Origin of the sequence: Burkholderia sp. AU38729, assembly GCF_020419725.1 — a bacterium.
In the GTDB taxonomy this organism is placed as follows: Bacteria; Pseudomonadota; Gammaproteobacteria; order Burkholderiales; family Burkholderiaceae; genus Burkholderia.
On the sequence record NZ_JAIZQO010000003.1, the window covers coordinates 495352 to 519430 of the forward strand.

The 24079-nt window shown below is 65.7% G+C and carries 25 protein-coding genes, 4 tRNA genes and 1 pseudogene; 11 read left to right on the forward strand and 19 right to left on the reverse strand.

Annotated features, from left to right (window positions below; translation table 11 throughout):
• Window positions 1-17: 17 nt before the first annotated feature.
• Entirely contained in the window at window positions 18-1016 is a 999-nt protein-coding gene (waaC, locus tag LGM56_RS11155; protein WP_226204584.1) for a lipopolysaccharide heptosyltransferase I, read from the forward strand.
• 19 nt (window positions 1017-1035) lie between these two features.
• Here the strand turns inward: waaC and LGM56_RS11160 are convergent, their stop codons facing one another.
• The 9 genes from LGM56_RS11160 to rph form a co-directional block, all read right to left on the reverse strand.
• Window positions 1036-1215 carry a hypothetical protein gene (locus LGM56_RS11160; RefSeq protein ID WP_089494283.1) on the reverse strand — a complete coding sequence of 60 codons (180 nt, stop codon included), beginning with the start codon at window positions 1213-1215 and terminating at the stop codon, window positions 1036-1038.
• Window positions 1216-1319: 104 nt separating this feature from the next.
• Window positions 1320-2630 carry an MFS transporter gene (locus tag LGM56_RS11165; RefSeq protein ID WP_089494284.1) on the reverse strand — a complete coding sequence of 437 codons (1311 nt, stop codon included), beginning with the start codon at window positions 2628-2630 and terminating at the stop codon, window positions 1320-1322.
• A gap of 293 nt (window positions 2631-2923) precedes the next feature.
• Window positions 2924-3415: an energy transducer TonB gene (locus LGM56_RS11170; RefSeq protein ID WP_089494285.1), complete on the reverse strand. Its 492-nt coding sequence runs from the start codon at window positions 3413-3415 to the stop codon at window positions 2924-2926.
• A gap of 335 nt (window positions 3416-3750) precedes the next feature.
• On the reverse strand, window positions 3751-4044 hold the full coding sequence (locus LGM56_RS11175) for a hypothetical protein (protein ID WP_089494286.1): 294 nt from the start codon (window positions 4042-4044) through the stop codon (window positions 3751-3753).
• A gap of 236 nt (window positions 4045-4280) precedes the next feature.
• Entirely contained in the window at window positions 4281-4676 is a 396-nt protein-coding gene (locus tag LGM56_RS11180) for a hypothetical protein (protein WP_226204586.1), read from the reverse strand.
• 142 nt (window positions 4677-4818) lie between these two features.
• A tRNA-Ser gene (locus tag LGM56_RS11185) sits at window positions 4819-4906 on the reverse strand.
• 44 nt (window positions 4907-4950) lie between these two features.
• The gene (gene hemW / locus LGM56_RS11190; protein ID WP_226204588.1) at window positions 4951-6165 is read right to left on the reverse strand and encodes a radical SAM family heme chaperone HemW; all 1215 of its coding nucleotides are present in this window, start codon (window positions 6163-6165) and stop codon (window positions 4951-4953) included.
• A 34-nt stretch (window positions 6166-6199) separates the two neighbouring features.
• Window positions 6200-6826, reverse strand: coding sequence for an RdgB/HAM1 family non-canonical purine NTP pyrophosphatase (rdgB, locus tag LGM56_RS11195; RefSeq protein ID WP_039343391.1), 627 nt, complete (start codon window positions 6824-6826; stop codon window positions 6200-6202).
• Between the two features lies 1 nt (window position 6827).
• On the reverse strand, window positions 6828-7559 hold the full coding sequence (gene rph / locus LGM56_RS11200) for a ribonuclease PH (RefSeq protein WP_089472331.1): 732 nt from the start codon (window positions 7557-7559) through the stop codon (window positions 6828-6830).
• A gap of 173 nt (window positions 7560-7732) precedes the next feature.
• Here rph and LGM56_RS11205 point away from each other — a divergent pair, with 173 nt between their 5' ends.
• From LGM56_RS11205 to LGM56_RS11220, 4 genes are all read left to right on the forward strand, one after another.
• Window positions 7733-8656 (forward strand): YicC/YloC family endoribonuclease, encoded by a 924-nt coding sequence (locus tag LGM56_RS11205; RefSeq protein ID WP_011351283.1) that lies wholly within the window; start codon window positions 7733-7735, stop codon window positions 8654-8656.
• A gap of 6 nt (window positions 8657-8662) precedes the next feature.
• Window positions 8663-9346 carry a guanylate kinase gene (gene gmk / locus LGM56_RS11210; protein WP_089494289.1) on the forward strand — a complete coding sequence of 228 codons (684 nt, stop codon included), beginning with the start codon at window positions 8663-8665 and terminating at the stop codon, window positions 9344-9346.
• Between the two features lie 58 nt (window positions 9347-9404).
• Entirely contained in the window at window positions 9405-9608 is a 204-nt protein-coding gene (gene rpoZ / locus LGM56_RS11215; RefSeq protein WP_006025620.1) for a DNA-directed RNA polymerase subunit omega, read from the forward strand.
• A 63-nt stretch (window positions 9609-9671) separates the two neighbouring features.
• Window positions 9672-12038, forward strand: coding sequence for a RelA/SpoT family protein (locus LGM56_RS11220; RefSeq protein WP_089494290.1), 2367 nt, complete (start codon window positions 9672-9674; stop codon window positions 12036-12038).
• A gap of 205 nt (window positions 12039-12243) precedes the next feature.
• On the opposite strand, the gene LGM56_RS11225 is transcribed toward LGM56_RS11220, so the two are convergent.
• The 3 genes from LGM56_RS11225 to LGM56_RS11235 form a co-directional block, all read right to left on the reverse strand.
• Window positions 12244-12320, reverse strand: a tRNA-Arg gene (locus LGM56_RS11225).
• Between the two features lie 60 nt (window positions 12321-12380).
• Window positions 12381-12457 (reverse strand) — tRNA-Arg (locus tag LGM56_RS11230).
• A 67-nt stretch (window positions 12458-12524) separates the two neighbouring features.
• Window positions 12525-12601, reverse strand: a tRNA-Arg gene (locus tag LGM56_RS11235).
• Between the two features lie 128 nt (window positions 12602-12729).
• On the opposite strand from LGM56_RS11235, the gene greB reads away from it, so the two are divergent.
• Window positions 12730-13293: a transcription elongation factor GreB gene (gene greB, locus LGM56_RS11240; protein ID WP_089439460.1), complete on the forward strand. Its 564-nt coding sequence runs from the start codon at window positions 12730-12732 to the stop codon at window positions 13291-13293.
• 83 nt (window positions 13294-13376) lie between these two features.
• On the opposite strand, the gene LGM56_RS11245 is transcribed toward greB, so the two are convergent.
• Window positions 13377-14528: a porin gene (locus LGM56_RS11245; RefSeq protein WP_089494291.1), complete on the reverse strand. Its 1152-nt coding sequence runs from the start codon at window positions 14526-14528 to the stop codon at window positions 13377-13379.
• 500 nt (window positions 14529-15028) lie between these two features.
• On the reverse strand, window positions 15029-15301 hold the full coding sequence (locus tag LGM56_RS11250) for a hypothetical protein (protein WP_089494292.1): 273 nt from the start codon (window positions 15299-15301) through the stop codon (window positions 15029-15031).
• A gap of 394 nt (window positions 15302-15695) precedes the next feature.
• On the opposite strand from LGM56_RS11250, the gene LGM56_RS11255 reads away from it, so the two are divergent.
• Window positions 15696-15899: a cold-shock protein gene (locus LGM56_RS11255; protein WP_011351289.1), complete on the forward strand. Its 204-nt coding sequence runs from the start codon at window positions 15696-15698 to the stop codon at window positions 15897-15899.
• A gap of 141 nt (window positions 15900-16040) precedes the next feature.
• Window positions 16041-17177 carry an exonuclease domain-containing protein gene (locus LGM56_RS11260; protein ID WP_089494293.1) on the forward strand — a complete coding sequence of 379 codons (1137 nt, stop codon included), beginning with the start codon at window positions 16041-16043 and terminating at the stop codon, window positions 17175-17177.
• Window positions 17178-17212: 35 nt separating this feature from the next.
• Here LGM56_RS11260 and LGM56_RS11265 read toward each other — a convergent pair whose 3' ends face one another.
• Window positions 17213-17806, reverse strand: coding sequence for a chorismate mutase (locus LGM56_RS11265; RefSeq protein WP_226204590.1), 594 nt, complete (start codon window positions 17804-17806; stop codon window positions 17213-17215).
• A gap of 223 nt (window positions 17807-18029) precedes the next feature.
• The gene (locus LGM56_RS11270) at window positions 18030-18176 is read right to left on the reverse strand and encodes a hypothetical protein (protein ID WP_006756195.1); all 147 of its coding nucleotides are present in this window, start codon (window positions 18174-18176) and stop codon (window positions 18030-18032) included.
• A gap of 197 nt (window positions 18177-18373) precedes the next feature.
• Between LGM56_RS11270 and LGM56_RS11275 the strand changes: the two genes are divergently transcribed.
• The 3 genes and pseudogenes from LGM56_RS11275 to LGM56_RS11285 form a co-directional block, all read left to right on the forward strand.
• Complete coding sequence (locus LGM56_RS11275) at window positions 18374-18763, forward strand: DUF2946 domain-containing protein (protein WP_226204592.1); 390 nt, start codon at window positions 18374-18376, stop codon at window positions 18761-18763.
• Between the two features lie 124 nt (window positions 18764-18887).
• Entirely contained in the window at window positions 18888-21254 is a 2367-nt protein-coding gene (locus tag LGM56_RS11280) for a TonB-dependent receptor (RefSeq protein ID WP_226204594.1), read from the forward strand.
• A 45-nt stretch (window positions 21255-21299) separates the two neighbouring features.
• Window positions 21300-21458: pseudogene (locus tag LGM56_RS11285) on the forward strand (TlpA family protein disulfide reductase); the annotation flags it as partial.
• Between the two features lie 79 nt (window positions 21459-21537).
• Here LGM56_RS11285 and LGM56_RS11290 read toward each other — a convergent pair.
• The 3 genes from LGM56_RS11290 to LGM56_RS11300 all read right to left on the reverse strand — a co-directional run bounded on the left by LGM56_RS11290 (window position 21538) and on the right by LGM56_RS11300 (window position 23995).
• Window positions 21538-21792, reverse strand: coding sequence for a GlsB/YeaQ/YmgE family stress response membrane protein (locus LGM56_RS11290; protein WP_089439467.1), 255 nt, complete (start codon window positions 21790-21792; stop codon window positions 21538-21540).
• Window positions 21793-22046: 254 nt separating this feature from the next.
• Entirely contained in the window at window positions 22047-22265 is a 219-nt protein-coding gene (locus LGM56_RS11295) for a hypothetical protein (protein ID WP_089494297.1), read from the reverse strand.
• Window positions 22262-23995 carry an FAD-dependent oxidoreductase gene (locus LGM56_RS11300; RefSeq protein WP_226204596.1) on the reverse strand — a complete coding sequence of 578 codons (1734 nt, stop codon included), beginning with the start codon at window positions 23993-23995 and terminating at the stop codon, window positions 22262-22264. Before LGM56_RS11300 ends, LGM56_RS11295 begins: the two co-directional genes overlap by 4 nt.
• Window positions 23996-24079: the final 84 nt, after the last annotated feature.

The following is a 24079-nucleotide window of genomic DNA, read 5'->3' on the forward strand; positions in this document are numbered from 1 at the left end:
GCTTATCTCCACACATCGTGAAACGTATTCTCATCGTGAAAGTGACGTCGCTCGGCGACGTTGTCCAGACGCTACCCGTCGTCGCGGATCTGCATCGCGCCTTTCCCGGCGTAACGGTCGACTGGGCAGTGGATGAATCGTGCGCGGAGGTCGTGCGCTGGCATCCGGGCGTCAGCCGTGTCCTGTGCGCGCCGCTGCGCCGTTTCAAGAAGATGCGCAATCGTGGCGACCTGAAGGCGATCACGGCGTCGATCGGCGCGCTGCGGGCGCATCGCTACGATGCGGTGATCGATCTGCACGGCGTCTACAAGAGCGCGATCATTTCGGCGCTCGCGCGCGCCGCGCGCCGCGTCGGCTACCAGACGCAGGATCTCGGCGAAACGGGCGCACGCTTCGCGTATTCGCATCGTTTCGGCCCGCGGCCGGACTGCGACGCGTGGCACGGGATGCGCGTGAGCGCCGGCGAGGCGCTCGGCTATGTGCCTGAAGGTATCGCCACGTACGGCATCGTTCCGCCCCGGGACGTGAACCTGCCGGCTGCCGTGACCGATGGCGCCCCATTCATGCTGCTGTTCCATGCGACGTCCAACCCCGACAAGAAATGGCCGGCCGACCACTGGGCCGCGCTCGCCACGCAGATGATGGCGCGTGGCGTACGCGTGCTGTTGCCGTGGGGATCGGCTGCCGAGCATGACGATGCGCAGGACATCGCCGCACGCGCGCCGGGTACGGTCGTGCTGCCCGCGATGACGGTGCGCGAGCTCGGCGCGGCGCTCGGCCGGGCTGCGCTCGTGGTGGGGGTCGATACGGGGTTCGTACATATGGCGCACGCGCTGCAGCGGCCGACCGTGATGATTTTCGTCGCGACGTCGCGCCATCATTGCGGCATCGGCGGCGCGCCGAATGCGCTGTCGATCGGCGAGCCGGGCACGATGCCGTCGGTCGACGAGGCGCTGGACGCGATCGATACGGTCAGCCCGGCCTATGGCGCGCTGCGCGCGCGGCTGACCGCCTGACGAGGTGGGGCGCGGTGGTTCAGGCGAGCAGCGCCTCGACCGTGAGGACGGCGGCGACGGCCGCCAGATTCGCCAGCAGCGCCTCGAACACGAGGCCGCGCCAGGTCTGCGGCCGGAAGCGCATCGCGAGCAGGATCGCGCCACCCAGCGCGAGTGCGAGGATCAGGACGAGATCGGCATTGCCGAGGCGGATGTGCATGGCGGCGGCTCCTTCGGGGCGGGATCCCGGGGGCGCGCAGCGGCGCACCCAGGATCGAGTATAGGCAGCGCCGGCCTGCGCACAACCCGGGTCGCCCCGGAGTCTCAGACGAGCGATGCGTCGCGCGTCTCGCGCATCAGCAGCACGCCGATCAGGCTGATTGCCGCCGCAACCGATACATAACCGCCGACCCACGACAGCCCGCCGCGCGCCGCCAGCAGTTGCGCGATATACGGCGCGATCGACGCGCCGAGGATCCCGCCGAGGTTGTACGCGACGCCCGCGCCCGTGTAGCGGACGTTGGTCGGGAACAGCTCCGGCAGCAGCGCGCCCATCGGCGCGAACGTCACGCCCATCAGGAACAGCTCGATCGTCAGGAACAACGCGACGAGCGGCATGGAGCCGCTGCCAAGCAGCGGCTCCATCGCAAAACCCGACAGCAGTGCGGCGATCGCGCCCACGACGAGCACCGGCTTGCGGCCGAAGCGGTCCGATGCCCACGCGGACAGCGGCGTCGCGAGTCCCATGAACACGACCGCGAAACACAGCAGGCCGAGGAAACTCTGGCGCGGAATATGCAGCGCCGACACGCCGTAGGACAGCGAGAACACCGTCGAGATGTAGAACAGCGTGTAGCAGACGACCATGGCGAGCGCACCGAGCAGCGTCGGCCGCCAGTGTTGCGTGAGCAGCGTCGCGACCGGCACGCGCACGCGCTCGTTGCGATCGAGCGCGGCCTGGAATGCGGGTGTTTCGGTGATCTTGAGCCGCACGTACAGGCCGAGCGCGACGAGCACCGCACTGACCAGGAACGGGATGCGCCAGCCCCAGCTGCGGAACTGCTCGTCCGACAGCGACAGCGCGAGCGCGAAGAACAGTCCGTTCGACATCAGGAAGCCAACCGATGGCCCGAGCTGCGGGAACATCCCGAACCAGCCGCGCTTGCCCTGCGGCGCGTGCTCGGTCGCGAGCAGCGCGGCGCCGCCCCATTCGCCGCCAAGGCCGATCCCCTGGCCGAAGCGCAGCACGCACAGCAGCACCGGCGCGAGCGCGCCGATCGCGTCGTAGCCGGGCACGAAGCCGATGGCGGTGGTGGATACGCCCATCACGAGCAGCGATGCGACGAGCGTCGACTTGCGGCCGATGCGGTCGCCGAAGTGCCCGAACAGGAACGAGCCGATCGGGCGAGCGATGAACGCGATGCCGAACGTGACGAAGGCGGACAGCGCCTGGGCGGTCGCGGACCCGTGCGGGAAGAACACGGGGCCGATGACGAGCGCGGCGGCCGTTGCGTATACGTAGAAATCGTAGAACTCGATCGCGGTGCCGATGAAGCTGGCGAACACGATGCGCCGGTGGCTGACGGCGCCGGCCGAACCGGTTGCGTGTGCAACGGTCGGGGGGGATGCGGACATGGATGTCTCCGTTTTGTCGTTGGGGCGGTCGGCTGAGCATGCGGTCGGGCAGGCGGATGCCTGCCGGGGGCAGCCGAGCGGATGATGCGGTGGCGGCGTGGACGCGCGCCGTGGCGCGGACGTCACCCGCCGGTCGACGATGGAGACAGGTACGTCGCCGCCGCCCGGTGCCGGCGTGGTCGGCTCGCATGCCGGGTGCGGCGCGCGAACGCGCGCGCGGCGTGATGGCCGCGCGATTGCGGAAAATTATAGCCAGCGCCGCCGCGCACCGGCAATCGCGGGGCGGCGACCGGTCAGTCGATCGATTGCGCCTGCGCCGACGCGGTGCTTTGCAACTGGAAGTGGCCGTCGTCGTTGAAGAGCCAGCCTTCCATCAATTCGAGCCGGCCGTTGCCGTCGAGCAGTCGCGACGGTGGCGGTGGCAGCGGCGCCGAGCGGCGCAGCGACGCGAGCGCGAGTGCTTCCGCTTCGCTGTCGCCGTTGCTGCGATAGACGGACGCGTTGACGAGCCGGCCGCTGCCATCGACGGTGAAGGCCACGACGACGAGCGAGCGGAGCATGGCCTGTGGTATGCCGTGCAGCATGCCGGACGGATTGCGTTCGGCGACACGCTGCGCGACTTCGACGCGGTACTGGTCGAGGCTGCCGCTGCGGGTGATCGACGGAACCGTCAGGATCGAGTGCAGCGACGGAGGCGGCGTGATCGTGCACGCCGCGAGCATGGCGACGACGGCCAGCGCAACTGCACGCAGCCGGTCGACATGCAAACGGGGAAGAGGGCGCATGGGAGGCTAGCCGGAAGTGACTATAAAAAAATGATAGGCGCACGGACGCGGGCCGATATCGGGAGAAACGCATAAGGGGCGATGCCGGATGTTGCGATCGCTGATGACGAGACGGCGTGCGCTCGCGCAGCGCGGTGTGACGTGACATATGACAGCACGCTCGCGTGGCTGCCGCACGTGTGCATCTCGGCGTGCGTGTTGCAAGGTTGAAAGAAACGCGAGGAACGCGAGTGGCACGCAGGCGCGTGGCGAGGAGCCGGCGCGTGTGCAGCGGATCGCGGCAGGCAGCACCACGGGCGCGCCCGCGCCATCTTCGGCGATGCGTGCGGCCCGGTTCAGAAGCCGTGCGTGACGAGTGACAGGATCGACAGGTCGGGGTGCGTGCCGTCGATGATGCTCTTGCCGATGTGCACGGCTTCGTGGACGGCTTCATCGAGGCTCGCGAAGCTTTCCTCGCCGTCCGCATGGAAGGGCACCGCGTGGCCGGGCAATGCGGGATTCGCGCCCGGATGGCACACGTAACCGGTATAGGTGTAGCGCGTGTCGCTGCCGGGCACGACGGCCGGCACGACATGGATCTCGAAGCCTTCGTAATCGACGTGTTCCGCCGGTGTCGACAGTTCGGTCATGGCGATCTCCGTGTACCGCACGCAGGGGTGGCGCGCGCGGCATCGAGTACGCGGCGGCGGTCGTGTCGCCGTGATGATCGAATTCTAGGTGATCGAGCGGCCGGCCGGGAGGGTGGCTTCCGGCGCGCTGCGATGCGATGGCGGGCCGCTGCCGGTGCCCGCAGCTCAGGGGCCGCGCGAGGGCCGGCGCGAACGCCCGTGCCGTTTCGGCGGACGGGCTCGCGCGCGGCGCTGCATCATTGCTTGCAGCGCGCGTCCTTGCGCTGCACGACGATGATCACCGGGTATTTCTGGCCGTGATCGAGCTCCACGCGCGCCACGACGGTCAGCGTCGCCGGATCGGAATCGTCGTACACGCTGACCTGTTCGTTCCTGAGGTAGGTCACGCCGGTGCAGTTCGACGTGCGTCCATCGTCGCCCACCTTGCACTGGAGGTCGTTGTCCTTCACGTAATTGTAGGGCGACGGGCTTGCGAGGTATTCGCTCAGGCCGCGCGGCGAACCGCCGACGCCCGTCACGTAGGCGATCGCGCACGACGCTTGCGCGTCGCTGCCGGCGGCGGTGTCGGCCGTCGCCGGCGTGCTGACGGCAACCAGCAGTGCGGCGAGCGACGAGACGATGAAGGGCTTCATGACGTGGGTTTCCCGTTTCGCGAATCGGAGCGCCGGATTGTAACGGCATCCGGCGTGACACGTCGGAACGTGAGGGAAGGGCGTGTGCGGACCAACAAAAAACCCCGTCATTCGGTGAATGGACGGGGTTTGGCGAACTTCCTGGCGGAAGCGGTGAGATTCGAACTCACGGACAGTTTCCCGTCGCCGGTTTTCAAGACCGGTGCCTTAAACCGCTCGGCCACGCTTCCACACGAGGCGGCATTGTAACCGAAATGCCGCGTGGTTCATCCCTTCAATCGTCGCGCAGGAACAATTCCTGCAGGTCGTTGAGGAAACGCTGGCCCAGCGGCGTCGGCGCGATCTGCGCGAAATCGCGCGCGATCAGCCCGCGCCGTTCCGCTTCCTGCAGCGCCGGCTCGATCGTGCTCATCGGCAGGCCCGTGCGTTCGGCGAAGCTGTGCACGGGGAAGCCCTCGACGAGCCGCAGCGTGTTCAGCATGAACTCGAACGGCAGGTCGCGCGCGCCGACTTCACGCTCTTCCTGCACGGCCGTGCCCGCCATCGCCTGCTCGATGAAGGTCGCCGGATGCTTGTAGCGTGCCTGCCGCAGGATCCGGTTCGGGAACGACAGCTTCGTGTGTGCGCCCGCACCGATCCCGAGATAGTCGCCGAAGCGCCAGTAGTTCAGGTTGTGCTTGCACTGATGATTCGGCTTCGCATACGCGGACACTTCGTAGCGCCCGTAACCGGCCTCGGCCGTGCGCGCGTGAATCCATTCCTGCATGTCCGCCGACGCGTCGTCGTCGGGCACGACCGGCGGGAACTTCGCGAACAGCGTATTCGGCTCGAGCGTCAGGTGATACAGCGACAGATGCGGCGGCGCGTACGACAGCGCGGTCTCGATGTCGGTGCGGCATTCGTCGAGCGTCTGGTTCGGCAGCGCGAACATCAGGTCGAGGTTGAAGTTGTCGAAGTTCTTCGCGGCGATCTCGACCGCGGCGCGTGCCTGCGAGGTATCGTGAATCCGGCCTAGCGCCTTCAGGTGCGTCTCGTTGAAGCTCTGGATCCCGACCGACAGGCGATTCACGCCGCTTGCGCGGAACTGCGCGAACTTCGCGGCCTCGAACGTGCCCGGATTTGCCTCGAGCGTGATCTCGGCATCGGCGTCGAGCGGCAGCAGCGCACGCACGTCGGACAGCATCCGGTCGAGGCCGGCCGCCGACAGCAGGCTCGGCGTGCCGCCGCCGATGAATATCGTATGCACCTGGCGGCCCCATACGAGCGGCAGCGCCTGCTCGAGATCGGCGCGCAGCGCGTCGAGATACTCGGTTTCCGGAAACCGTTCGCCCTTCCACTCGTGCGAATTGAAATCGCAGTACGGGCACTTGCGCACGCACCACGGGAAATGCACGTACAGCGCGAGCGGCGGCAGCGACGTGAGCCGCACCTGGCCGGGCGACGTGAAGGTCGCGACGACGCGCGCGCCGGTTTGCGCGGCCTGGCTCATGCGACCTCCGCTGGCGAACGGGTATCGGGCGTGCTCATGCTTCCTCCGCGAGCCGCGCCAGCAGCGCCTTCAGCGCCAGCGCGCGATGGCTGTGCGTGTTCTTCACGGCCGGCTCGAGTTCGGCGGCCGTCGCGCCGAGCGACGGCAGGTAGAAATACGGGTCGTAGCCGAATCCGTGCTCGCCGCGCGGCGTGTCGACGATCTCGCCCGCCCAGCGTCCTTCGGCGAACAGCGGCTCGGGGTCGTCCGCATGGCGCACGAGCGCGAGCACGCAGCAGTAGTATGCGCGCCGGTCGTCGACGCCGCGCAGCTGCTCGACGAGATACGCGTTGTTCGCCGCGTCGCCCTTGTCACGGCCCGCGCGCTGCGCGTAGCGTGCCGAATAGACGCCCGGCGCGCCGCGCAGCACGCGCACGCACAGGCCCGAATCGTCAGCGATCGCCGGCAGCCCGGTGAGCCGCGACGCGTGGCGTGCCTTCGTCAGCGCATTCTCGATGAAGGTGCCGAACGGTTCCTCCGCTTCCGGCACGGCAAGGTCGCCCTGCGGGACGATCTCGATGCCGACCGTCGAGAACAGCGCGGTGAATTCGCGCAGCTTGCCCGCGTTGTTCGACGCGAGAACGATGCGCGACAGCGGCGCGGTGGTGTGGTCGTCCGGCATGTCAGGCGCCCAGCACGTCTTTCTGAAGCTGCACGAGTTCGGCGATCCCGCCTTGCGCGAGGTCGAGCAGCGCGTTCATCTCGGCGCGCGAGAACGGCACGCCTTCGGCCGTGCCCTGGACTTCGACGAAACCGCCGGCGCCCGTCATCACGACGTTCATGTCGGTGTCGCACTGCGAATCTTCCGCGTAATCGAGGTCGAGCACGGGCGCGCCCTGGTACACGCCGACCGAGATCGCGGCGACGTGGTCGGTGATCGGCGAGCGGGTGAGCTTGCCGGCCGCGATCAGCTTCGACACGGCGTCGTGCGCGGCGACGAACGCGCCGGTGATGCTCGCCGTGCGCGTGCCGCCGTCGGCCTGGATCACGTCGCAGTCGATGTGGATCGTGCGCGGGCCGAGCGCTTCGAGGTCGAACACCGCGCGCAGTGCGCGGCCGATCAGGCGCTGAATTTCCTGCGTGCGGCCGGTCTGCTTGCCGCGGGCGGCTTCGCGGTCGCTGCGCGTATGCGTCGCGCGCGGCAGCATCCCGTATTCGGCGGTCAGCCAGCCTTGCCCGCGGTCGCGCAGGAAGTCGGGCACGCGTTCGGACACGCTCGCGGTGCAGAGCACCTTGGTGTCGCCGAACTCGACCAGCACCGAGCCTTCGGCATGTTTCGTGTAGTGGCGGGTCAGGGCGACCTTGCGCAGTTCGTCGGCGCGGCGGCCGCTCGGGCGGGAAACGGAGGACGTCATGTGGGAATCGCGGAACGAGAGGAAACCCCGATTTTAGCGCCGAACGGCGGGCGTGCCCGGCGGGGTGGTCCGCAAAAATGGGATAATGCGCGCTTCCCGCCCCGCGCTTTCCGATGCGCCGGGCGCCTCGACATATCCCCGCCCGCGAGGGCACCCAGACGGCGAGACGAACCATGATCTACAGCATGACGGGCTACGCGAGCGCGACGCGCGAACTCGCGACGGCCACCGGTAACGGCGGCACCAGCGTGTCGGTCGAACTGCGCACCGTGAACTCGCGCTTTCTCGACCTGAATTTCCGGATGCCGGACGACGTGCGCGCGTGCGAACCCGCGCTGCGCGAAATGCTGATGAACAAGCTGTCGCGCGGCAAGGTCGACATCCGCATCAACCTGCAGCGCGGCGAGCAGAGTATCGGCGCGGGCGCGCTGAACCAGTCCGCGCTCGGCCAGCTTGCCGAGCTCGAGCGCTCGGTGCTCGACTCGTTCCCGGGCGTTGGCCGCCTGCGCGCGGGCGAGATCCTGCGCTGGCCCGGCGTGATCGCCGAGAGCGGCGTGTCGGCTGACGCGATTCGCGAGGCGGTGCTCGCGTGCGGCAAGGAAGCGATCGGCGAGCTCGTCGTCGTGCGTTCGCGCGAAGGCGCGCAACTGGCGACGATGCTGCTGTCGAACGTCACCGAGATGGAAGCGATCGTCGCGCGCATCACGCCGCTCGTGCCGGAGCTGATCGCGAAGCATCAGCAGAAGATCGTCGAACGGCTGCAGGAGGCGCTCGGCATCGCGGCGCCCGAAGGCAGCTCGACGATCGTCACGCGCGAGGAAGCCGCGGAGCGCATTCGTCAGGAAGTGACGATGTACGGGATCCGGATCGACATCGCGGAAGAGCTGTCGCGGCTCACCGCGCACCTGAACGAAACGCGCCATGTGATCGAGAAGGGCGGCCGCGTCGGCAAGCGTCTCGACTTCATGATGCAGGAACTGAATCGCGAAGCGAACACGCTCGGCTCGAAGGCGGCGGCGAAGGAACTCGCCGACGCGTCGATGGCGCTCAAGCTGTTGATCGAGCAGATGCGCGAGCAAGTGCAAAACCTGGAGTAAAGCAACATGACGGAATCTACCCGCGACGCGCACGCGTCGCATTCGCTGCACGGCGGCGTCTATCCCGGCAACCTGTTCATGGTCGTCGCGCCGTCGGGCGCCGGCAAGTCGACGCTCGTGAATGCGCTGCTGTCGAAGGACAGCGACATCTGCCTGTCGATCTCGTACACGACACGCAAGCCGCGCCCGGGCGAGCAGGACGGCCAGCACTATCACTTCACGACGGTCGAGGATTTCCGCGCGCGTCACGCGGCGCACGAATTCCTCGAGAGCGCGGAAGTGCACGGCAACTACTACGGCACGTCGCGCGTCTGGATCGAAGAGCAGATGAGGAACGGCCACGACGTGCTGCTCGAGATCGACTGGCAAGGCGCGCTGCAGGTGAAGAAGCAGTTCCGCAACGCGGTCGGCATCTTCATCCTGCCGCCGTCGCTCGACGCGCTCGAGGAGCGCCTGAAGAAGCGCGGCCAGGACGAGCCGAACGTGATCACGCGCCGCCTGCTGGCCGCCGGCAGCGAGATCGCGCACGCGTCCGAAGCGGAATACGTGGTGATCAACGAGAACTTCGAGCGTGCGCTCGCGGAGCTCGAATGCATCGTCGCGGCCACGCGCCTGCGCTTTGCTTCGCAGTACGCGCGACACACGGAGCTGTTCATCGAGCTCGGCATCCATCTGCCCCACGCGGAATGACGCGGGGGACGAGGGACATAAGGTAGAATAAGGACTATATTCAGAAGGAATTACCAACATGGCTCGCATTACCGTCGAAGACTGCCTGAAGCAAATCCCGAACCGCTTCGAACTGGCGCTCGCCGCCACCTATCGCGCGCGGCAGCTCGCGCAAGGCCATACGCCGAAGATCGAAAGCCGCGACAAGCCGACCGTCGTCGCGCTGCGCGAAATCGCTGCCGGCCAGGTCGGCGTCGAGATGCTGAAGAAGGTGCCGGTGTAACGCGCATCCGGCCCGTTCCAGCCATGTAATCCACGCGCGCAACGACTCGACCTGGAGGCGAATATGAGCACCACCCCATCGTCCGCCTCCGCGGATTCGACCACCGAAGCCACGGCCCAGTCGCCTGCGCGCCAGTACATCGACGCGGTCCTCGAACAGTCCTTCCGGCATCTGTTCGGGCCGACCGCCACACCGGAGCAGCCCCGCAAGCACGGCGTCGTTTCGATCGCGAAACTGACGGCCGTGCTTGCCGAGTATCTTCCTCCGGAAGAAATCAAAGAGGTCAAGGCGGCGTTCCACTTCAGTGACGAAGCCCACCTCGGTCAATATCGCCAGAGCGGCGAACCCTACATCACCCATCCCGTCGCCGTCGCGGAAATCTGCGCCGGCTGGAAGCTCGACGCGCAGGCTGTCATGGCCGCGCTGCTGCATGACGTGATGGAAGACCAGGGCGTGACCAAGAGCGAGCTGGCCGAACGGTTCGGCCCGAAGGTCGCCGAACTGGTCGATGGGCTGTCGAAGCTCGACAAGATGGAATTCCGCAGCCGCGAGGAAGCGCAGGCGGAAAACTTCCGCAAGATGCTGCTCGCGATGGCACGCGACGTGCGCGTCATTCTCGTCAAGCTCGCCGACCGCCTGCACAACATGCGCACGCTCGGCGCGGTGCCGATGGAAAAGCGCCGCCGCGTCGCGCGGGAAACGCTCGACATCTACGCGCCGATCGCGCACCGCCTCGGGTTGAACAACACGTATCGCGAGCTGCAGGACATGAGCTTCGCGAACTTCAACCCGCATCGCTACGCGACGCTCGAGAAGGCCGTGAAGGCCGCGCGCGGCAACCGCCGCGAAGTGATCAGCAAGATCCTCGAAGCCGCGCAGCGCGCGATGGCCGATGCGAAGATCGACGCCGAGATCACCGGCCGCGAAAAGACCATCTACAGCGTGTACCGCAAGATGCGCGACAAGCAGCTGTCGTTCTCGCAGGTGCTCGACGTGTACGGCTTTCGCGTCGTCGTCGACAGCCCGCTCGACTGCTACACGTGCATCGGCGCGCTGCACGCGCTGTACAAGCCCGTACCCGGCAAGTTCAAGGACTACATCGCGATCCCGAAGATCAACGGCTATCAGTCGCTGCACACCACGCTGGTCGGCCCGTTCGGCGCGCCGATCGAGTTCCAGGTGCGCACGCGCAAGATGCACGAGATCGCCGAGGCGGGGGTCGCCGCGCACTGGCTGTACAAGAACGGCAGCGCGGATCTCAGCGACGTGCAGAAGCGCGCGCACCAGTGGCTGAAGTCGCTGCTCGACATCCAGAGCGAAGCCGGCGATTCGAGCGAATTCCTCGAGCACGTGAAGATCGACCTGTTCCCGGATGCGGTCTACGTGTTCACGCCGAAGTCGAAGATCATGGCGCTGCCGCGCGGCGCGACGGCACTCGATTTCGCGTATTCGATCCACAGCGATCTCGGCAACCAGTGCGTGGCCGTGAAGATCAACAACGAGTTGCTGCCGCTGCGCACCGAGCTGAAGAGCGGCGACATCGTCGAGGTGATCACGGCGCCGTATTCGAAGCCGAACCCTGCGTGGCTCGGCTTCGTGCGTACCGGCAAGGCGCGCTCGGCGATCCGGCACTACCTGAAGACGATGCGCCTGAACGAATCGGTGCAGCTGGGCGAGCGACTGGTCGACCAGAGCCTGAAGGGCTACGGTCTCGCGCTGGCCGATGTCGAGCCGGAAGTGTGGGAGAAGCTCGTGCAGTGGACGGGCAACAAGAGCCGTCAGGAAATCTTCGCGGACATCGGCCTTGGCCGCCGCGTGGCCGCGGTGATGGCCAAGCGCATCGAGGTGCTGATGAGCGGCCGCGATGCGGACGACGATCTGCCGAAGTCCGAGCGGCATTCCGCGCACCACGCGCCGCCGGTCGTGATCACCGGCACCGAAGGGATGTCCGTGCAGTTGTCCGCATGCTGCCGGCCGATTCCGGGCGACGCGATCATGGGTTACATCGGCATCGGCCTGGGGATGGCGATTCATACGACCGATTGCCGCGTGGCGCAGCGTATCCATCGCCGCGATCCGGGCCGCTGGATCGACGTCGAATGGGCGCCGCAGCCGGGCCGCCTGTTCGATGTCGCGGTGAAGGCGCTCGTGAAGAACACGAAGGGCATCTTTGCGCGCGTGGCGGCGGACATCACGTCGGCCGACGCGAACATCGTGCATATCGCGATGGACGAGGATCTGACGCACGAGTCGACGGTGCTGCGCTTCGTGATCCAGGTCAGCGACCGCGTGCATCTCGCGAACGTGATGCGACGCGTGCGAACCAATCCGGACGTGATGCGGATCATGCGCGAGCGTTCGACCGACGACGGTGCGCATGCGCGCCACGACGGCGGCATGCGCATCGAACGCGAGCGTCAGGATTACTGACGCGGCCCGTGTGCGCGAGCGATCGACGGCGGCCAATGGCCGCCGTTTTCATTTGTGCTGTTTGGTGGCGAGCGCGTGCGGTGTCGTGGCCGGCGTTCTTCCGACAAGGGGCGTGACGCGACCGTACGTTGCCGTGCGTCGAGCAAGGGAAGGAGGGGGAGGCGGAAAAGAAAAAGGGCTTTCCCGGAGGAAAGCCCTTTTAAGGTGGCGCGGCTGGCAGGATTCGAACCCACGACCCCTTGGTTCGTAGCCAAGTACTCTATCCAACTGAGCTACAGCCGCACGCAAAACGGTACTTCTCAACTGTCGGAACCTTCTGCGATGGGAAGGTCCCCAAAAAAGTGGCGCGGCTGGCAGGATTCGAACCCACGACCCCTTGGTTCGTAGCCAAGTACTCTATCCAACTGAGCTACAGCCGCACGCAAAACAAAACTTCTACTGCTTCGAACTGAAAGGGCCTTCGGTTCAGAAGGCCCTCGAAAAAAGTGGCGCGGCTGGCAGGATTCGAACCCACGACCCCTTGGTTCGTAGCCAAGTACTCTATCCAACTGAGCTACAGCCGCACGCAGAAGCGAAATTATAGCAGGGTTGTATAAAAAGGGAAGCCTTATTCGCAAATTAGGTGCATGGCCTGACCGGGGCGCCCTTCGTGTACCCTTGGAGCATCAGTCATCCATGTTGAATCTGCATCATGAACAAGGCGTTTGTCAAAGAGTCGGACGGCGACGACGACGATCTGGACCAGGCCCAGCCAGCGATTCCAGCGGGCTCGAAGAACTACATCACGCCCGCCGGCCACAAGCGGCTGAGGGACGAATTGCTGAACCTGATCGACGTCGAGCGTCCCGAGGTCGTGCGGCTCGTGTCCTGGGCCGCGTCGAATGGTGACCGGTCGGAGAATGGCGACTACATCTACGGCAAGCGGCGGCTTCGCGAGATCGATCGCCGCATCCGCTTCCTGACGAAGCGGCTCGATCTGGCCGAAGTCGTCGATGCGAGCCGGCAGGAGAATGTCGACCAGGTGTTTTTCGGCGCAACGGTCGATTACGAGACACCGGACGGCGAGGATCACACGATCACGATCGTCGGGATCGACGAGGTCGATCTCGATCGCGGCTGTGTCAGCTGGATTTCGCCGGTCGCGCGCGCACTGATCAAGGCGAAGATCGGCGATACCGTCATGTTGATGACGCCGGCCGGCCCGCAGCCGATCGACGTGCTCGACGTCCGTTACCCGGCGCCGGGCAACGCCTGAGCGGCGCACGGCGCAACCCGGCAAAGAAAAAGCGCCCCGATGGGGCGCTTCGTCATCCGGCGCGCGGCGGAACTGCCGGGCGCTCAGAAGCGATGGCGCAGGCCGGCCGTGACCGCGATCTGCTTGTTGGTCGATGAAGCACCACCGAGGCCATTGACATAGGCGCCGATGCCCAGGCCGTCCGTGCTGACGCGCTGATACACGCCTTGCACATACACGTCGGTCCGCTTGGACAGGGCATAGTCGGTCTGCAGGTTGAACTGGTTCCAGCCCGGGTGGCGGCCGTCCAGGAAGCCGGCGGTGTACGTGTACGACCCGGCCAGCGACAAGGCCGGCGTGAGCGCGTAGCGCGCGTTCACTTCGTAGTTGTTGAAGCGGGCAAACGTGCCGTCGAGACCCAGCCCGTTCGACACGCCCGACGCACCCGCGGAGATACCGAGCGCCCGGTTCACGCGCGATTGCGTGAACACGAAGCCGGCCGTTGCCGGACCGAACGTGTAGTTCAGGCCGCCGCCGAACACGCGCTGACGCTTGCCGACGAACGTATTGTCGCCTGCCACCGCGCCGCCGCCGTTGGTGACCGCCGCCGACGTGAGGCCCGAGATGTCATTGTTCAACTGCAGGTAGCCGGCGCCGATATTGAAGCCGGCGTAGGTGTACGACACGCCTGCGCTATACGCGCGATTGTTCGAGAACTGGCTGCTGTTCGAGAAGCCGTACAACGCGCCGAACTTCAGTCCGCCGTAATTGACGCTCGTGTACTTGACAGCGTTATTGATCCGGAACGAATTGTTCAGGTTGTCGTTGTCGAACGGGTGGGCAAACTGGGTGCCGCCGAATTGCGTACCGGTCAACGACAGCGGCCCGATGTAGTCGACGACGCTATCGTATTGGCGACCGAGGGTGACGGCGCCGAACTGGTCATGAGACAGGCCGACGAACGCCTGGCGGCCGAATTCGCGGCCATTCTGGCCGAGCGTGCCATTGGCGATGTTGAAGCCGTTTTCCAACACGAAGATTGCTTTCAGGCCGCCACCGAGATCTTCCGTGCCGCGCAGGCCCCAGCGGCTGCCGTTGATCTGGCCGCTGCGTTCCGACCATGAGCTGTGGCCACCCTGGTTGTTCGTATAGGTGATGCCTGCATCGATCAGGCCATAGAGCGTCACGCTGCTTTGGGCGTGAGCTGCCGTAACGAATACACCCGACAACGCGGTGACGATCAGGGTTTTTTTCATGGATCTGTCTCCAAACAGGATGATGTCGATCGAACCTGCTGCGGACTGGCATGTTGTGCTTGACGTTGCGGCCGGTCCGGCAGAGCGGCGGTGCGCTTATCAAAAAGCCATCTGCAGTGTACGGAGTGCGTGGAGCGGGGGAAGGATGCGCTTTAAGCAATAATATATTTTGGAATCCGCAAAGATCGGCGATATGGCGCAAACGATTGACCATCAAGGATTTGCGGCGGTGCAGCGAAGAAAAATGGCGATCAGGACTACGTAACGGGCGTTGCGCGATCGCGACAGATGGTCAGCAGGAGGCGGGGATCGTCGTCATCCGATTATTGACACATCGGCAATAGAGGTTTGTGTGGAGCATGGCTAATGAAAGGTTGTTCTCTCGCTATACTGCGATCTCTGCTTTCCGAAGCAGACTTTTTCGTTGACGGAAAAGATCTCCAAACCTTTGTCGGCGCGACTTCCCAGTCGCGCTTTTTTTTTGCCCGTTGGTCCGCGCGCTATTGCGCGAACGAACGCCGCTTGCGCTTGGCCGCGGGTGCGGCCTCCTTGGCTTCGTTGGGCGGCGGCGTGTATGTCCAGTCTTCCATCACATAGTGACGGGCATCGAGAGGCGACGAGAGCAGGTTCTGCCAGTGATCGCCATGCCAGGTCGTATCGAATTCGGTGTCGCACGGCGCTTCGCGCGAGGACGCGGACTCGGCCAGGGCGCGGGACTTGCGGTGTACGCGTCCGAGCCGGCTCGCGAAGCGCTTGATTCCGTCCAGCCACATGACCTTCTCCTTCCTTCCGACGTTAAGTGAGCATCGCAATGTCCCCGGATTTCCGCAACCCGGAAAAAACCCGAGGAATTTACCGAACCGATTTGTCTCCGGTAGGAATTTCACGGCCGCGATTATTAATGTTCTGATCCCGGTAATATTGACAGGTTTTTGTTGCGAATCAATTAATCAAAGGCGTCGGTGTACCGATTCCAGTGGTATTAGCTCTTTTTTGATAAAACGATCGTCAAAAATTTCCTTGACGCACCCGGATTGTCCAATTTATAAAGTCAGCACTCCGTCCTCGGGCGGCGTGCTGGTGTGGGTGCTGGCGCAATGTTTCGGGATTTCGGGAAACGGCTATAAAAATAGCTTTTTTGGATCTAATCGAGTGGGGAACGAAGACATGGATACCGGTATCGTGAAATGGTTTAACGATGCTAAAGGTTTCGGCTTTATTACGTCGGACAATGGCGGTGAGGATTTGTTTGCACACTTTTCCGAAATCAAGATGGACGGCTTCAAGACGCTGAAGGAAAACCAGCGTGTTTCGTTCGACGTGAAAGTCGGGCCGAAAGGCAAGCAGGCAGCGAATATCCAGGCGGTCTGACGCGCCACGCATTGCCGATCACGTCCGGCCCCCGCATTGCGGGGGCTTTTTGTTTTACGGGGGCGGAACATTCCGGTTCGGGCTGGCCGCGAACCCGTATGCCGGTGCATACTCACGGAAGCATCGTTTTCCAGTCTTTTCATGTCTGATTCCCCCCGTCCGTCCGATCCAGCCAGCGAACAGCCGCTCGTTTTCGTCGACCTTGAAACCACTGGCGGCTCGCCCGCCGAACACCGCATCACCGAAATCGGCGTGGTCGAAATCGGCCCGTTCGGCGTGTCGACGTGGACGACGCTCGTCAATCCGGGGCAGCCGATTCCGCCGTTCATCCAGCAACTGACAGGCATTTCGGACGAGATGGTGCGCGAGGCGCCGTCATTTGCGTCGCTGGCGCCGGGTTTGTTCGAGCGGCTCGACGGCAAGCTTTTCGTCGCGCACAACGCGAGCTTCGACCGCGGCTTCCTGCGGGCCGAATTCGAGCGGGCCGGCTTCGCGTTCAATCCCGATGTGCTGTGTACGGTGCGGCTGTCGAAAGCGCTGTTCCCGCGTGAGTCGCGGCACGGCCTCGACGCGTTGATCGAGCGCCACGGCCTCGTGCCGGCTGCCCGCCACCGGGCGCTGGCGGATGCTGACCTGCTGTGGCAGTTCTGGCGCCTGTTGCACGATATCGTGCCGCTCGAGCGGCTGCGTGACCAGATCGCGCGCACGACGCGCCACTTCCGTCTGAGCGGCGACCTGACCGAAGCCTGGCTCGATACCGCGCCGCCCGGCTGCGGTGCGTACGCACTGTTCGGGGAGGAGGATGTGCCGCTGTATGTCGGCCGCAGCGTGCGTGTGCGGCAGCGGCTGCGTGCGCTGCTGACGGGCGAGCGCCGTTCGTCGAAGGAAATGCGATTGGCGCAGCAGGTGCGGCGGATCGAATGGCGCGAGACCGGCAACGAGTTGGGGGCGATGCTGGCCGAAGCGCAATGGATTGCCCGGCTGCGGCCGTCATACAACCGGCGCCTCGCGGCCGATGCCCGTGCCGGCGCTGCGCCCTGGCCGTTCGAAGGTGCGGTCGCATTCGAGGCGAGCGGCGAGCGCAGCCTGTTTCATGTGATCGACGGCTGGCGCTATCTCGGCGCGGCGGAGTCGCTCGACGCGGCCGCGCAACTCGCGGCCGACGGGACGGACGGTGCGTTCGAGCCCTTTACCCACCGTCTGCTGCAGACGCATCTCGCCCGCGGCCTGCAGCTGATTCCGCTCGCCGCGCTTACGCCTGCGGGGCTGGCGGGTTAATCAGCGCGAGCTCGCGCGCCCTGCGCCCGCTGCCGTCAGCCGATCGCGCTTGCGCCGCCGGCCGAGCAGACGTGCGACAGCGCGGTGTCGAGTGCCTGCGTTTGCGTGGCGTCGTAGCGCGTGAGCGTCTTCCAGTTGGCGATGCTGCGCGCGAGCCGCGCCTGGCAATCAGGCGCATCCCGCAGCGGTGCAACCTGCGCGAGCCCCGCGAGCATTTTCTGCGTCAGCCGGTCAAGCGCCGGGCGCGTGCTGGTCGCGAGATCGGGCGGCGTGCCTTCCGGCGGCCGCGTCGTGCGCCAGGTCGCGAACAGCGCATTCTGCACATCCTTGCTCGCGGCGATCTGATCCTCGAAGAACGTCCGTGCGAACGCGGGATCGACGCCGGCCTGTGCCGCGCGCTTCTCGACTGACACGAGCAGTTCCGCTTCGCGCGGTCGGTCCTCGATTGCCTTGTGATTCGCCCATTTCCATCGAGCGACCGGTTCGGCGAGCGCGAGGCGCTGCGACGCGAGCGCGACGATATTGGTGAGGGCGGTGTCGTCACCGTCTGCATTGGCGACGCGCGGGGACAAAAAGAGGGCGACGCCGAGCGCGGCGACAGCGAGGCTGGCACGAATGGCTTGCTTCATCGGAACGATCGGGAGAGCCGGGCGGGCCGGAAGTGGAAAACCAGAAGGATAGACGAAGACAGTCGCGCGGCGTAGCGCAGCGACCGGAGAATCAGCAGGCGAGCTGATCCGGCACCGTCAGGCTGTTGCGGCCCGGGTGCGAGGCGAATTGCGCGCGATGCGCAGTGATGAACCGCACGATAGCGAGGATCGGCACGTGGCGGTTACAGAACCGGACAGGCGTTCACTTCGGCGAGTACAGCTTGTGCTGCTCGTCGAAGAATGCCCGCACATGGTCAGGCAATTCGGCGAGGAATTCCACGCCGACGGGTTCCGGATCCGGGCTCATCACTTGCTCCGGCGGTGGCATGCGGGTTGGTCTTTCGTCCATGGTCATTTCTCCAGCAGGTTCGATGATTATCAACCTCGTGCTTGGATTTATGCCAGTGGCGAATCGTTAGATTTTGTCTCTGTTGTATTAACGGCACATGCGCTCTGGCGCGCGCTGCGATGCCGACTATTGCGTCGTGTGGAATCGGCAAGAAGCGGGCCGCTTGTTATACTTGCGCGCACTTTTTTTGGACCGTGATGAAGCGAACGACGCGATGGATCGGCCTCGTATGGCTGGCGCTGTTACTGAACGTACTGTCGCCTGTCATCGGCTATGCGCGTCTTGCATCGAGCGGCTCCGGCGAGCTCACGCTCGAGTTGTGCAGTGCAGCGGGCGCCCGCCAGGTCGCGCTCGCGCAGGCGGGCGGCGATCACGGTACGTCGTCGTTCGACCATGCCGGCGTGCCACACTGCGTGTACTGCCCCGGCTTTGCGGCGAACGTGGCGCTCGGGTCGAGCCTGCCCGCACTGCCGGGCTTCGTGCGGACGTTCGCCTATCGCGCGGCCGCGCCCGCCATTCCCGATTTTCCCCGCAAGGGCATCCGTCTCGCGCAGCCTCGCGCCCCGCCTGAAAACGCTCCGATCTGATTGATGTCGTCCGCGCGCCCCGGTGGCGCGCGTGCCGTCCGCGGCCGGGCCGTGTGCCGCGCCGTTCGTGCGCGGCGCGCACTCGTGTCCGGCGGCGTCCGATCACGTTTTCAGGAATTCACTCATGTCCTCTCTCTTCGCCGCGCGGCCGTCGCGCGGCAGGCTCGCGCTCGCATGCGCGGCCGCTTTCGCGTGGCCCGCCGCCCATGCGGCCTCGACCGACGCTTCACGCAGCGCCACCACGCGCGGTCGCGTCGAGCGTACCGCCAATGCCGCCGCTCCCGCTTCGGCCGTCGCAATCGCGCCGCCGGCGCCGGCGGCCGGCGAGACGCTGACCGCCGTCAGCGTGACCGCGCAGCGGCAACCGGTCGATCCGGATACCCCGACCGTCGTCACGTCGATCACGCGCGAGCAGATCGAGTCGCACACCAACGTCACCACCGAGGACGCGCTGAAGTACGCGCCGAACCTGATGGTCCGCAAGCGCTATATCGGCGACCGCAACAGCGTGTTCGCCGGCCGCGACTTCAACGAACTGCAGAGCGCGCGCGGGCTCGTCTACGCCGACGGCGTGCTGCTGTCGAACCTGCTCGGCTCGAGCTACGCGTATCCGCCGCGCTGGTCGCTGATTCCGCCGGACGATATCGCGCGCGTCGACGTGCTCTATGGCCCCTTTTCAGCGCTGTATCCGGGCAACTCGATCGGCTCGACCGTGCTGCTCACGACGCGCCGCCCGGAAAAGCTCGAGGCGTCGCTGTCGACGCAGTTCTTCACGCAGCGCTACCACGACGGCTACGGATTCGCGGACAGCTTCGGCGGCAATCACCAGACCGCGCGGATCGCTAACCGGGTCGGCCGGTTCTGGTTCGCGCTGTCGCTCGACCGGCTCGAGAACAACGGTCAGCCGATGCAGTATGCGAGCCCCAATTCGGCATACAACCCGAAGCTCGGCGCCGCCGTGCCCGTGACGGGCGCCGCGACCGACATCGGGCCCAATGGCAAGCCGCGGACGATCGTCGGCGCGCAGACGATCGAGCGGACCGAGCAGCTCAACGAGACGGTGCGGATGGGCTATGCGTTCACCGATCACGTCGACGCAACGCTCACGCTCGGGCATTGGGAGAACCATTACCGGCAGCACGGCGAAACCTTCCTGCGCGATGCGGCCGGCAATCCAGTCTACGGCGGCAACGTGTCGATCGGCGGCCGGAACATGACCGTCGCGCCGAACGCGTTCGCGCCGCAGCGCGGCGACCAGGAGAACTGGCTATATGCGCTCGGCCTGAATGGCCGGCTCGATTCCGGCTGGCGCCTGTCGGGCGTCGTATCCGCATACGACGTGTCGCGCGACGTGCAACGCTCGGCGTCGACCGTGCAGGGCGGCGCAGGCACGCTGTTCCAGGGCGACGGCACCGGCTGGCGCACGCTCGACCTGAAGGCCGAGGCGCCGGAAGTGAAGGGCCACACGTTCACGTTCGGCTATCACTACGACAATTACTTCCTGCGCAACGTCACGTACAACACGGCCGACTGGCTGGCGGGGCCGACCACGTCGCTGTCGAGCGTCTATCGCGGCGACACGCGCACGCAGGCGCTGTTCGGGCAGGACGCGTGGCGTTTCGCGCCGGGCTGGCTCGCGACGCTGGGGCTGCGCTACGAGCGCTGGGAGGCGTACGGCGGTGCGCTCGGCAATGCAACGGGCACGCTCGGCTATGCGGACCGCAGCGCGAATGCGCTGTCGCCGAAGGTTGCGTTGCAATGGGATGCGACCGACGTCTGGCGCTTCCGGCTGTCGTTCGCGACCGGCACGCGTTTTCCGACGGTCGGCGAACTGTTCCAGGGCACGATCTCGAACAACGCGATCGTCAACAACAACCCGAACCTGCGGCCGGAAAAGGCGATCGACTGGGATTTCACGGCCGAACGCGACGTGGGTGTCGGCGTCGTGCGTGCCAGCGTGTTCCAGAGCGACCTGCGCGATTCGATCTACAGCCAGACGACGGTGTCGGGCGCGACGACGGTGACCAACATCTCGAACGTCGATCGCGTGCGCGTGCGCGGCGTCGAACTCGCGTTCAGCGGCGAGAACGTCGGTTTGAAGGGGCTCGCGATCGACGCGAACGTGTCGGCGAGCAACGCGCAGATCCTCGCCGACGCCGCGAATCCCGCGTACGTCGGCTCGCGCTTTCCGCGGATTCCGCGCATGCGTGCGAACCTGCTCGCGTCGTATCGCTTCGACGAGCACTGGCTCGCGAGCGTCGGTGTGCGCTACTCGGGCCGTCAGTTCAACACGCTCGACAACAGCGACGTGAACCCGGACGTCTACGGCGGCACGAGCTCGTTCACGGTCGTCGACCTGAAGGCGCGCTACCGCTTCGACCGTCACTGGACCGCGTCGCTCGGCATCGACAACCTGACGGACCGCCGCTACTACGTGTTCCACCCGTATCCGGGCCGTACTTTCTATGGAGAACTGAAATGGTCGCTGTGAGATCGCTCGCGGCAGGCGGTGCGCTGTGGTGCGCGTTGCTGTCGCCAGCCGATGCCCGAGCGTTTGCGCGCGGCGCTCGATGCGGGAGGGGGAGGGGAAATGCCGCGCACCCTATGGATCGGGCGCGATGATGCACGCGAAGCGCGCAGTGGACTGCTGACGGCCGACATACCCGACGGCTGGTTGCATCGCGCGAAGTGCTGAACGGGCCGGCGGCGCGCGGCGAGCGTGCCGCGCGCCGGCCTGATGCGAAAACGCGCCCGAAGGCGCGTGAAGAGAAGCGTCAGGCCGCTCGCTTGAATAGCCGGATCACGAACAGCAGGATCACCGCGCCGACGACCGCGACGATCACCGAACCGATGAAGCCGCTGCCGACGCTGATGCCGAGTATCCCGGCGAGCCAGCCGCCGATCACCGCGCCGACGATCCCGACGATGATGTCGACGATCAGCCCGAAGCCGCCGCCCTTGACGAGCAAGCCGGCGAGCCAGCCGGCGATCGCACCGATGATGAGCCACATAATCAAGCCATGAGCCATGGTTGTCCTCTCCTTGAGTTGTCGAATGACCGGACGTCGGCAGCGTTGCCGCAAGCTGAATGAAGGCGGCAACGCGACCTGCCGCGCCGCCCACGCAATGTAACGCGATAGACGGGTCGGAATCGTTAAGTAATGTTATGCACCCTTAGCGGGATTTTCCAGGGAATTCGTCTGCATACGGCGAGGCCCGTGCGTGAACGGTGCATGGTGAAATGAAGTTGTAATGTATGGCCGCTGGTGAAGCCGGTCAGCCATCAGCATGGGCGTTCGTGCGTCGATGCCTGCCTGCCCGCGTCCGGCAATCCGTCGCTTGCATCGGCGATCAGCCGTGCCACGGTCGCGACATCGCCGATCGCCTCGATCGACAGCAGTGCGAAGCGGGCGAGAAAGAGCGATGCATCGGCTTCGCCGATCTGCGTCATCGCGCGGCACAGGTCGGTGTAGAGGGTGTCGCGTTCGGTATTCGTCATCATGCGATCTCCTGAGGATCGCATGATGCGCGCGGATGGAGCGCGCGTTCGAGCGCGGCGGCCACGTCGCCGGCGCGAGCGTCGTGCCAGCGCCCGAGTACATGGCCGTCCGGGCGCACGAGATAGACGGTGCCCTCACGCGCGCCATACATGTCGAACAGCCGGCCGCCTTCGTCATGCCCGCCGCAGGCCGGTTGCTGCGGCACCGCATGCCGAGCGAGCGTGACGAGCGCGAACGGTATCCGCTTGGCCTGCAGGCGTCGTTCGAGATCGGCCAGCGTCGGATCGGGTACGCCGTCGGACGTGAAGCAGAGCGCGGTGAAGCGCGGGGCGACGAGATCGGTCAGGTGGCCGCGGCGCGTGTCGCTGCCGTGGACCGTGTACCGCATCAGCGGACATTCGGCGAGCACCGTGCCGGGCGCGGGGCCGGCTGAAAACGTGCCGCGTTCGGCTGCGTTGAGCGACGACGTCGCATACGCGATGGCCGTCGTCTGGCGCGGATTGATCAGCGAGCGCAGCGCCGGATGCCGGACCGCGAGCGACAGCACGGCCTTGCGCATCAGTTCGAACGCAAACGACGGCGGCGCCATGAACTCGGTGCTCTTCGTGCCGTAGCGCAGGTTCTCGTGCGTCGCGAACACGCGTTCGTCCGAGTAGTTGTCGAGCAGCGTGTCCGATGCGAGCCCGCGAGTCACGTACGCGAGTTTCCATGCAAGGTTGTCGGCATCGTCGATGCCCGAATTCGCACCGCGCACGCCGAAGATCGGCACGAGATGCGCGGCGTCGCCGCAGAACAGCACGCGGTCGTGCCGATAGCGTTCGAGCGTCAGCGCATTCGCCTTGTAGATCGTGATCCAGATCGGCGACCAGTCGCCGTGCTCGCCCATCATGTCGAGCAGGTTCTGCACACGGGGGATCACGTTCTCCGGTTTGATGGCCGCTTCGGGATCCTCATCGTCGCGTAACTGGTAGTCGATTCGCCACACGTTGTCGGGCTGCTTGTGGACGAGTACCGTCGAGCCCGGGTTCGACGACGGATCGAAGTATGCGAGCCGTTCGGTCGGCCGGGCGCTGTCGAGCGCGATGTCGACGATCACGTAGCGGCCCTCGTAGCTCGTGCCCTGCAGCGACAGGCCGAGCGCTTCGCGCATCGTGCTGCGACCGCCGTCGCACGCGACGACCCAGTCGGCGTCGAGTGCGTAGCTGCCGAGCGATGTGTCGACGTCCAGGCGCACACCGTCCGGTTGCCGGGTCACGCCGGTGACTTTCGCCTGCCAGCGGATCTCGATGAGTTCGGGGCGGCGCAGCGCGGCGTCGAGCAGGAATTGCTCGATGTGATACTGCGCGAGATTGATCATCGGCGGCAGCTTCTGGTTTTCGTCCTGCGGCATCGTGAAATGCAGCACTTCGTCGCGACGGTAGAAGCTGCGTCCGCCGGTCCACGGCAACCCCGTGCGCAGGAAGTCGTCGAGCGCGCCGAGCCGCTCGATGATCTCGAGGCTGCGCCGCGAGATGCAGATCGCACGGCTGCCATGGCAGACCGCATCGTCGGCCTCGATCAGCACGCTGCGGATGCCATGGTTCGCGAGGCCGAGCGCGACGGCGAGGCCGACGGGGCCGCCGCCGACGATCGCTACGCGATGCCGGTGCGTATCGATACCGTCGTCGCAGGCCGGCAGATGCGCGGGATGGCGCTCGGCGACGAACGGGTAGGGCTTGAAGTCGATATTCATCGTTGGCTTCCGGGGGAGGGCGGTTCCACGTGCACGCGCGCCGGGGCAAACGCGTGCAGGCAGTCGAAGCAGTATGGAAGCCGG

What these genes read in the sequence shown, in the direction of transcription:
- LGM56_RS11160 (WP_089494283.1), bottom strand. Translation starts at nt 1,215, where the DNA reads ATGCACATCCGCCTCGGCAATGCCGATCTCGTCCTGATCCTCGCACTC.
- LGM56_RS11165 (WP_089494284.1), bottom strand. Translation starts at nt 2,630, where the DNA reads ATGTCCGCATCCCCCCCGACCGTTGCACACGCAACCGGTTCGGCCGGC.
- LGM56_RS11170 (WP_089494285.1), bottom strand. Translation starts at nt 3,415, where the DNA reads ATGCGCCCTCTTCCCCGTTTGCATGTCGACCGGCTGCGTGCAGTTGCG.
- LGM56_RS11175 (WP_089494286.1), bottom strand. Translation starts at nt 4,044, where the DNA reads ATGACCGAACTGTCGACACCGGCGGAACACGTCGATTACGAAGGCTTC.
- LGM56_RS11180 (WP_226204586.1), bottom strand. Translation starts at nt 4,676, where the DNA reads ATGAAGCCCTTCATCGTCTCGTCGCTCGCCGCACTGCTGGTTGCCGTC.
- hemW (WP_226204588.1), bottom strand. Translation starts at nt 6,165, where the DNA reads ATGAGCCAGGCCGCGCAAACCGGCGCGCGCGTCGTCGCGACCTTCACG.
- rdgB (WP_039343391.1), bottom strand. Translation starts at nt 6,826, where the DNA reads ATGCCGGACGACCACACCACCGCGCCGCTGTCGCGCATCGTTCTCGCG.
- rph (WP_089472331.1), bottom strand. Translation starts at nt 7,559, where the DNA reads ATGACGTCCTCCGTTTCCCGCCCGAGCGGCCGCCGCGCCGACGAACTG.
- LGM56_RS11205 (WP_011351283.1), top strand. Translation starts at nt 7,733, where the DNA reads ATGATCTACAGCATGACGGGCTACGCGAGCGCGACGCGCGAACTCGCG.
- gmk (WP_089494289.1), top strand. Translation starts at nt 8,663, where the DNA reads ATGACGGAATCTACCCGCGACGCGCACGCGTCGCATTCGCTGCACGGC.
- rpoZ (WP_006025620.1), top strand. Translation starts at nt 9,405, where the DNA reads ATGGCTCGCATTACCGTCGAAGACTGCCTGAAGCAAATCCCGAACCGC.
- LGM56_RS11220 (WP_089494290.1), top strand. Translation starts at nt 9,672, where the DNA reads ATGAGCACCACCCCATCGTCCGCCTCCGCGGATTCGACCACCGAAGCC.
- greB (WP_089439460.1), top strand. Translation starts at nt 12,730, where the DNA reads ATGAACAAGGCGTTTGTCAAAGAGTCGGACGGCGACGACGACGATCTG.
- LGM56_RS11245 (WP_089494291.1), bottom strand. Translation starts at nt 14,528, where the DNA reads ATGAAAAAAACCCTGATCGTCACCGCGTTGTCGGGTGTATTCGTTACG.
- LGM56_RS11250 (WP_089494292.1), bottom strand. Translation starts at nt 15,301, where the DNA reads ATGTGGCTGGACGGAATCAAGCGCTTCGCGAGCCGGCTCGGACGCGTA.
- LGM56_RS11255 (WP_011351289.1), top strand. Translation starts at nt 15,696, where the DNA reads ATGGATACCGGTATCGTGAAATGGTTTAACGATGCTAAAGGTTTCGGC.
- LGM56_RS11260 (WP_089494293.1), top strand. Translation starts at nt 16,041, where the DNA reads ATGTCTGATTCCCCCCGTCCGTCCGATCCAGCCAGCGAACAGCCGCTC.
- LGM56_RS11265 (WP_226204590.1), bottom strand. Translation starts at nt 17,806, where the DNA reads ATGAAGCAAGCCATTCGTGCCAGCCTCGCTGTCGCCGCGCTCGGCGTC.
- LGM56_RS11270 (WP_006756195.1), bottom strand. Translation starts at nt 18,176, where the DNA reads ATGGACGAAAGACCAACCCGCATGCCACCGCCGGAGCAAGTGATGAGC.
- LGM56_RS11275 (WP_226204592.1), top strand. Translation starts at nt 18,374, where the DNA reads ATGAAGCGAACGACGCGATGGATCGGCCTCGTATGGCTGGCGCTGTTA.
- LGM56_RS11280 (WP_226204594.1), top strand. Translation starts at nt 18,888, where the DNA reads ATGTCCTCTCTCTTCGCCGCGCGGCCGTCGCGCGGCAGGCTCGCGCTC.
- LGM56_RS11290 (WP_089439467.1), bottom strand. Translation starts at nt 21,792, where the DNA reads ATGGCTCATGGCTTGATTATGTGGCTCATCATCGGTGCGATCGCCGGC.
- LGM56_RS11295 (WP_089494297.1), bottom strand. Translation starts at nt 22,265, where the DNA reads ATGATGACGAATACCGAACGCGACACCCTCTACACCGACCTGTGCCGC.
- LGM56_RS11300 (WP_226204596.1), bottom strand. Translation starts at nt 23,995, where the DNA reads ATGAATATCGACTTCAAGCCCTACCCGTTCGTCGCCGAGCGCCATCCC.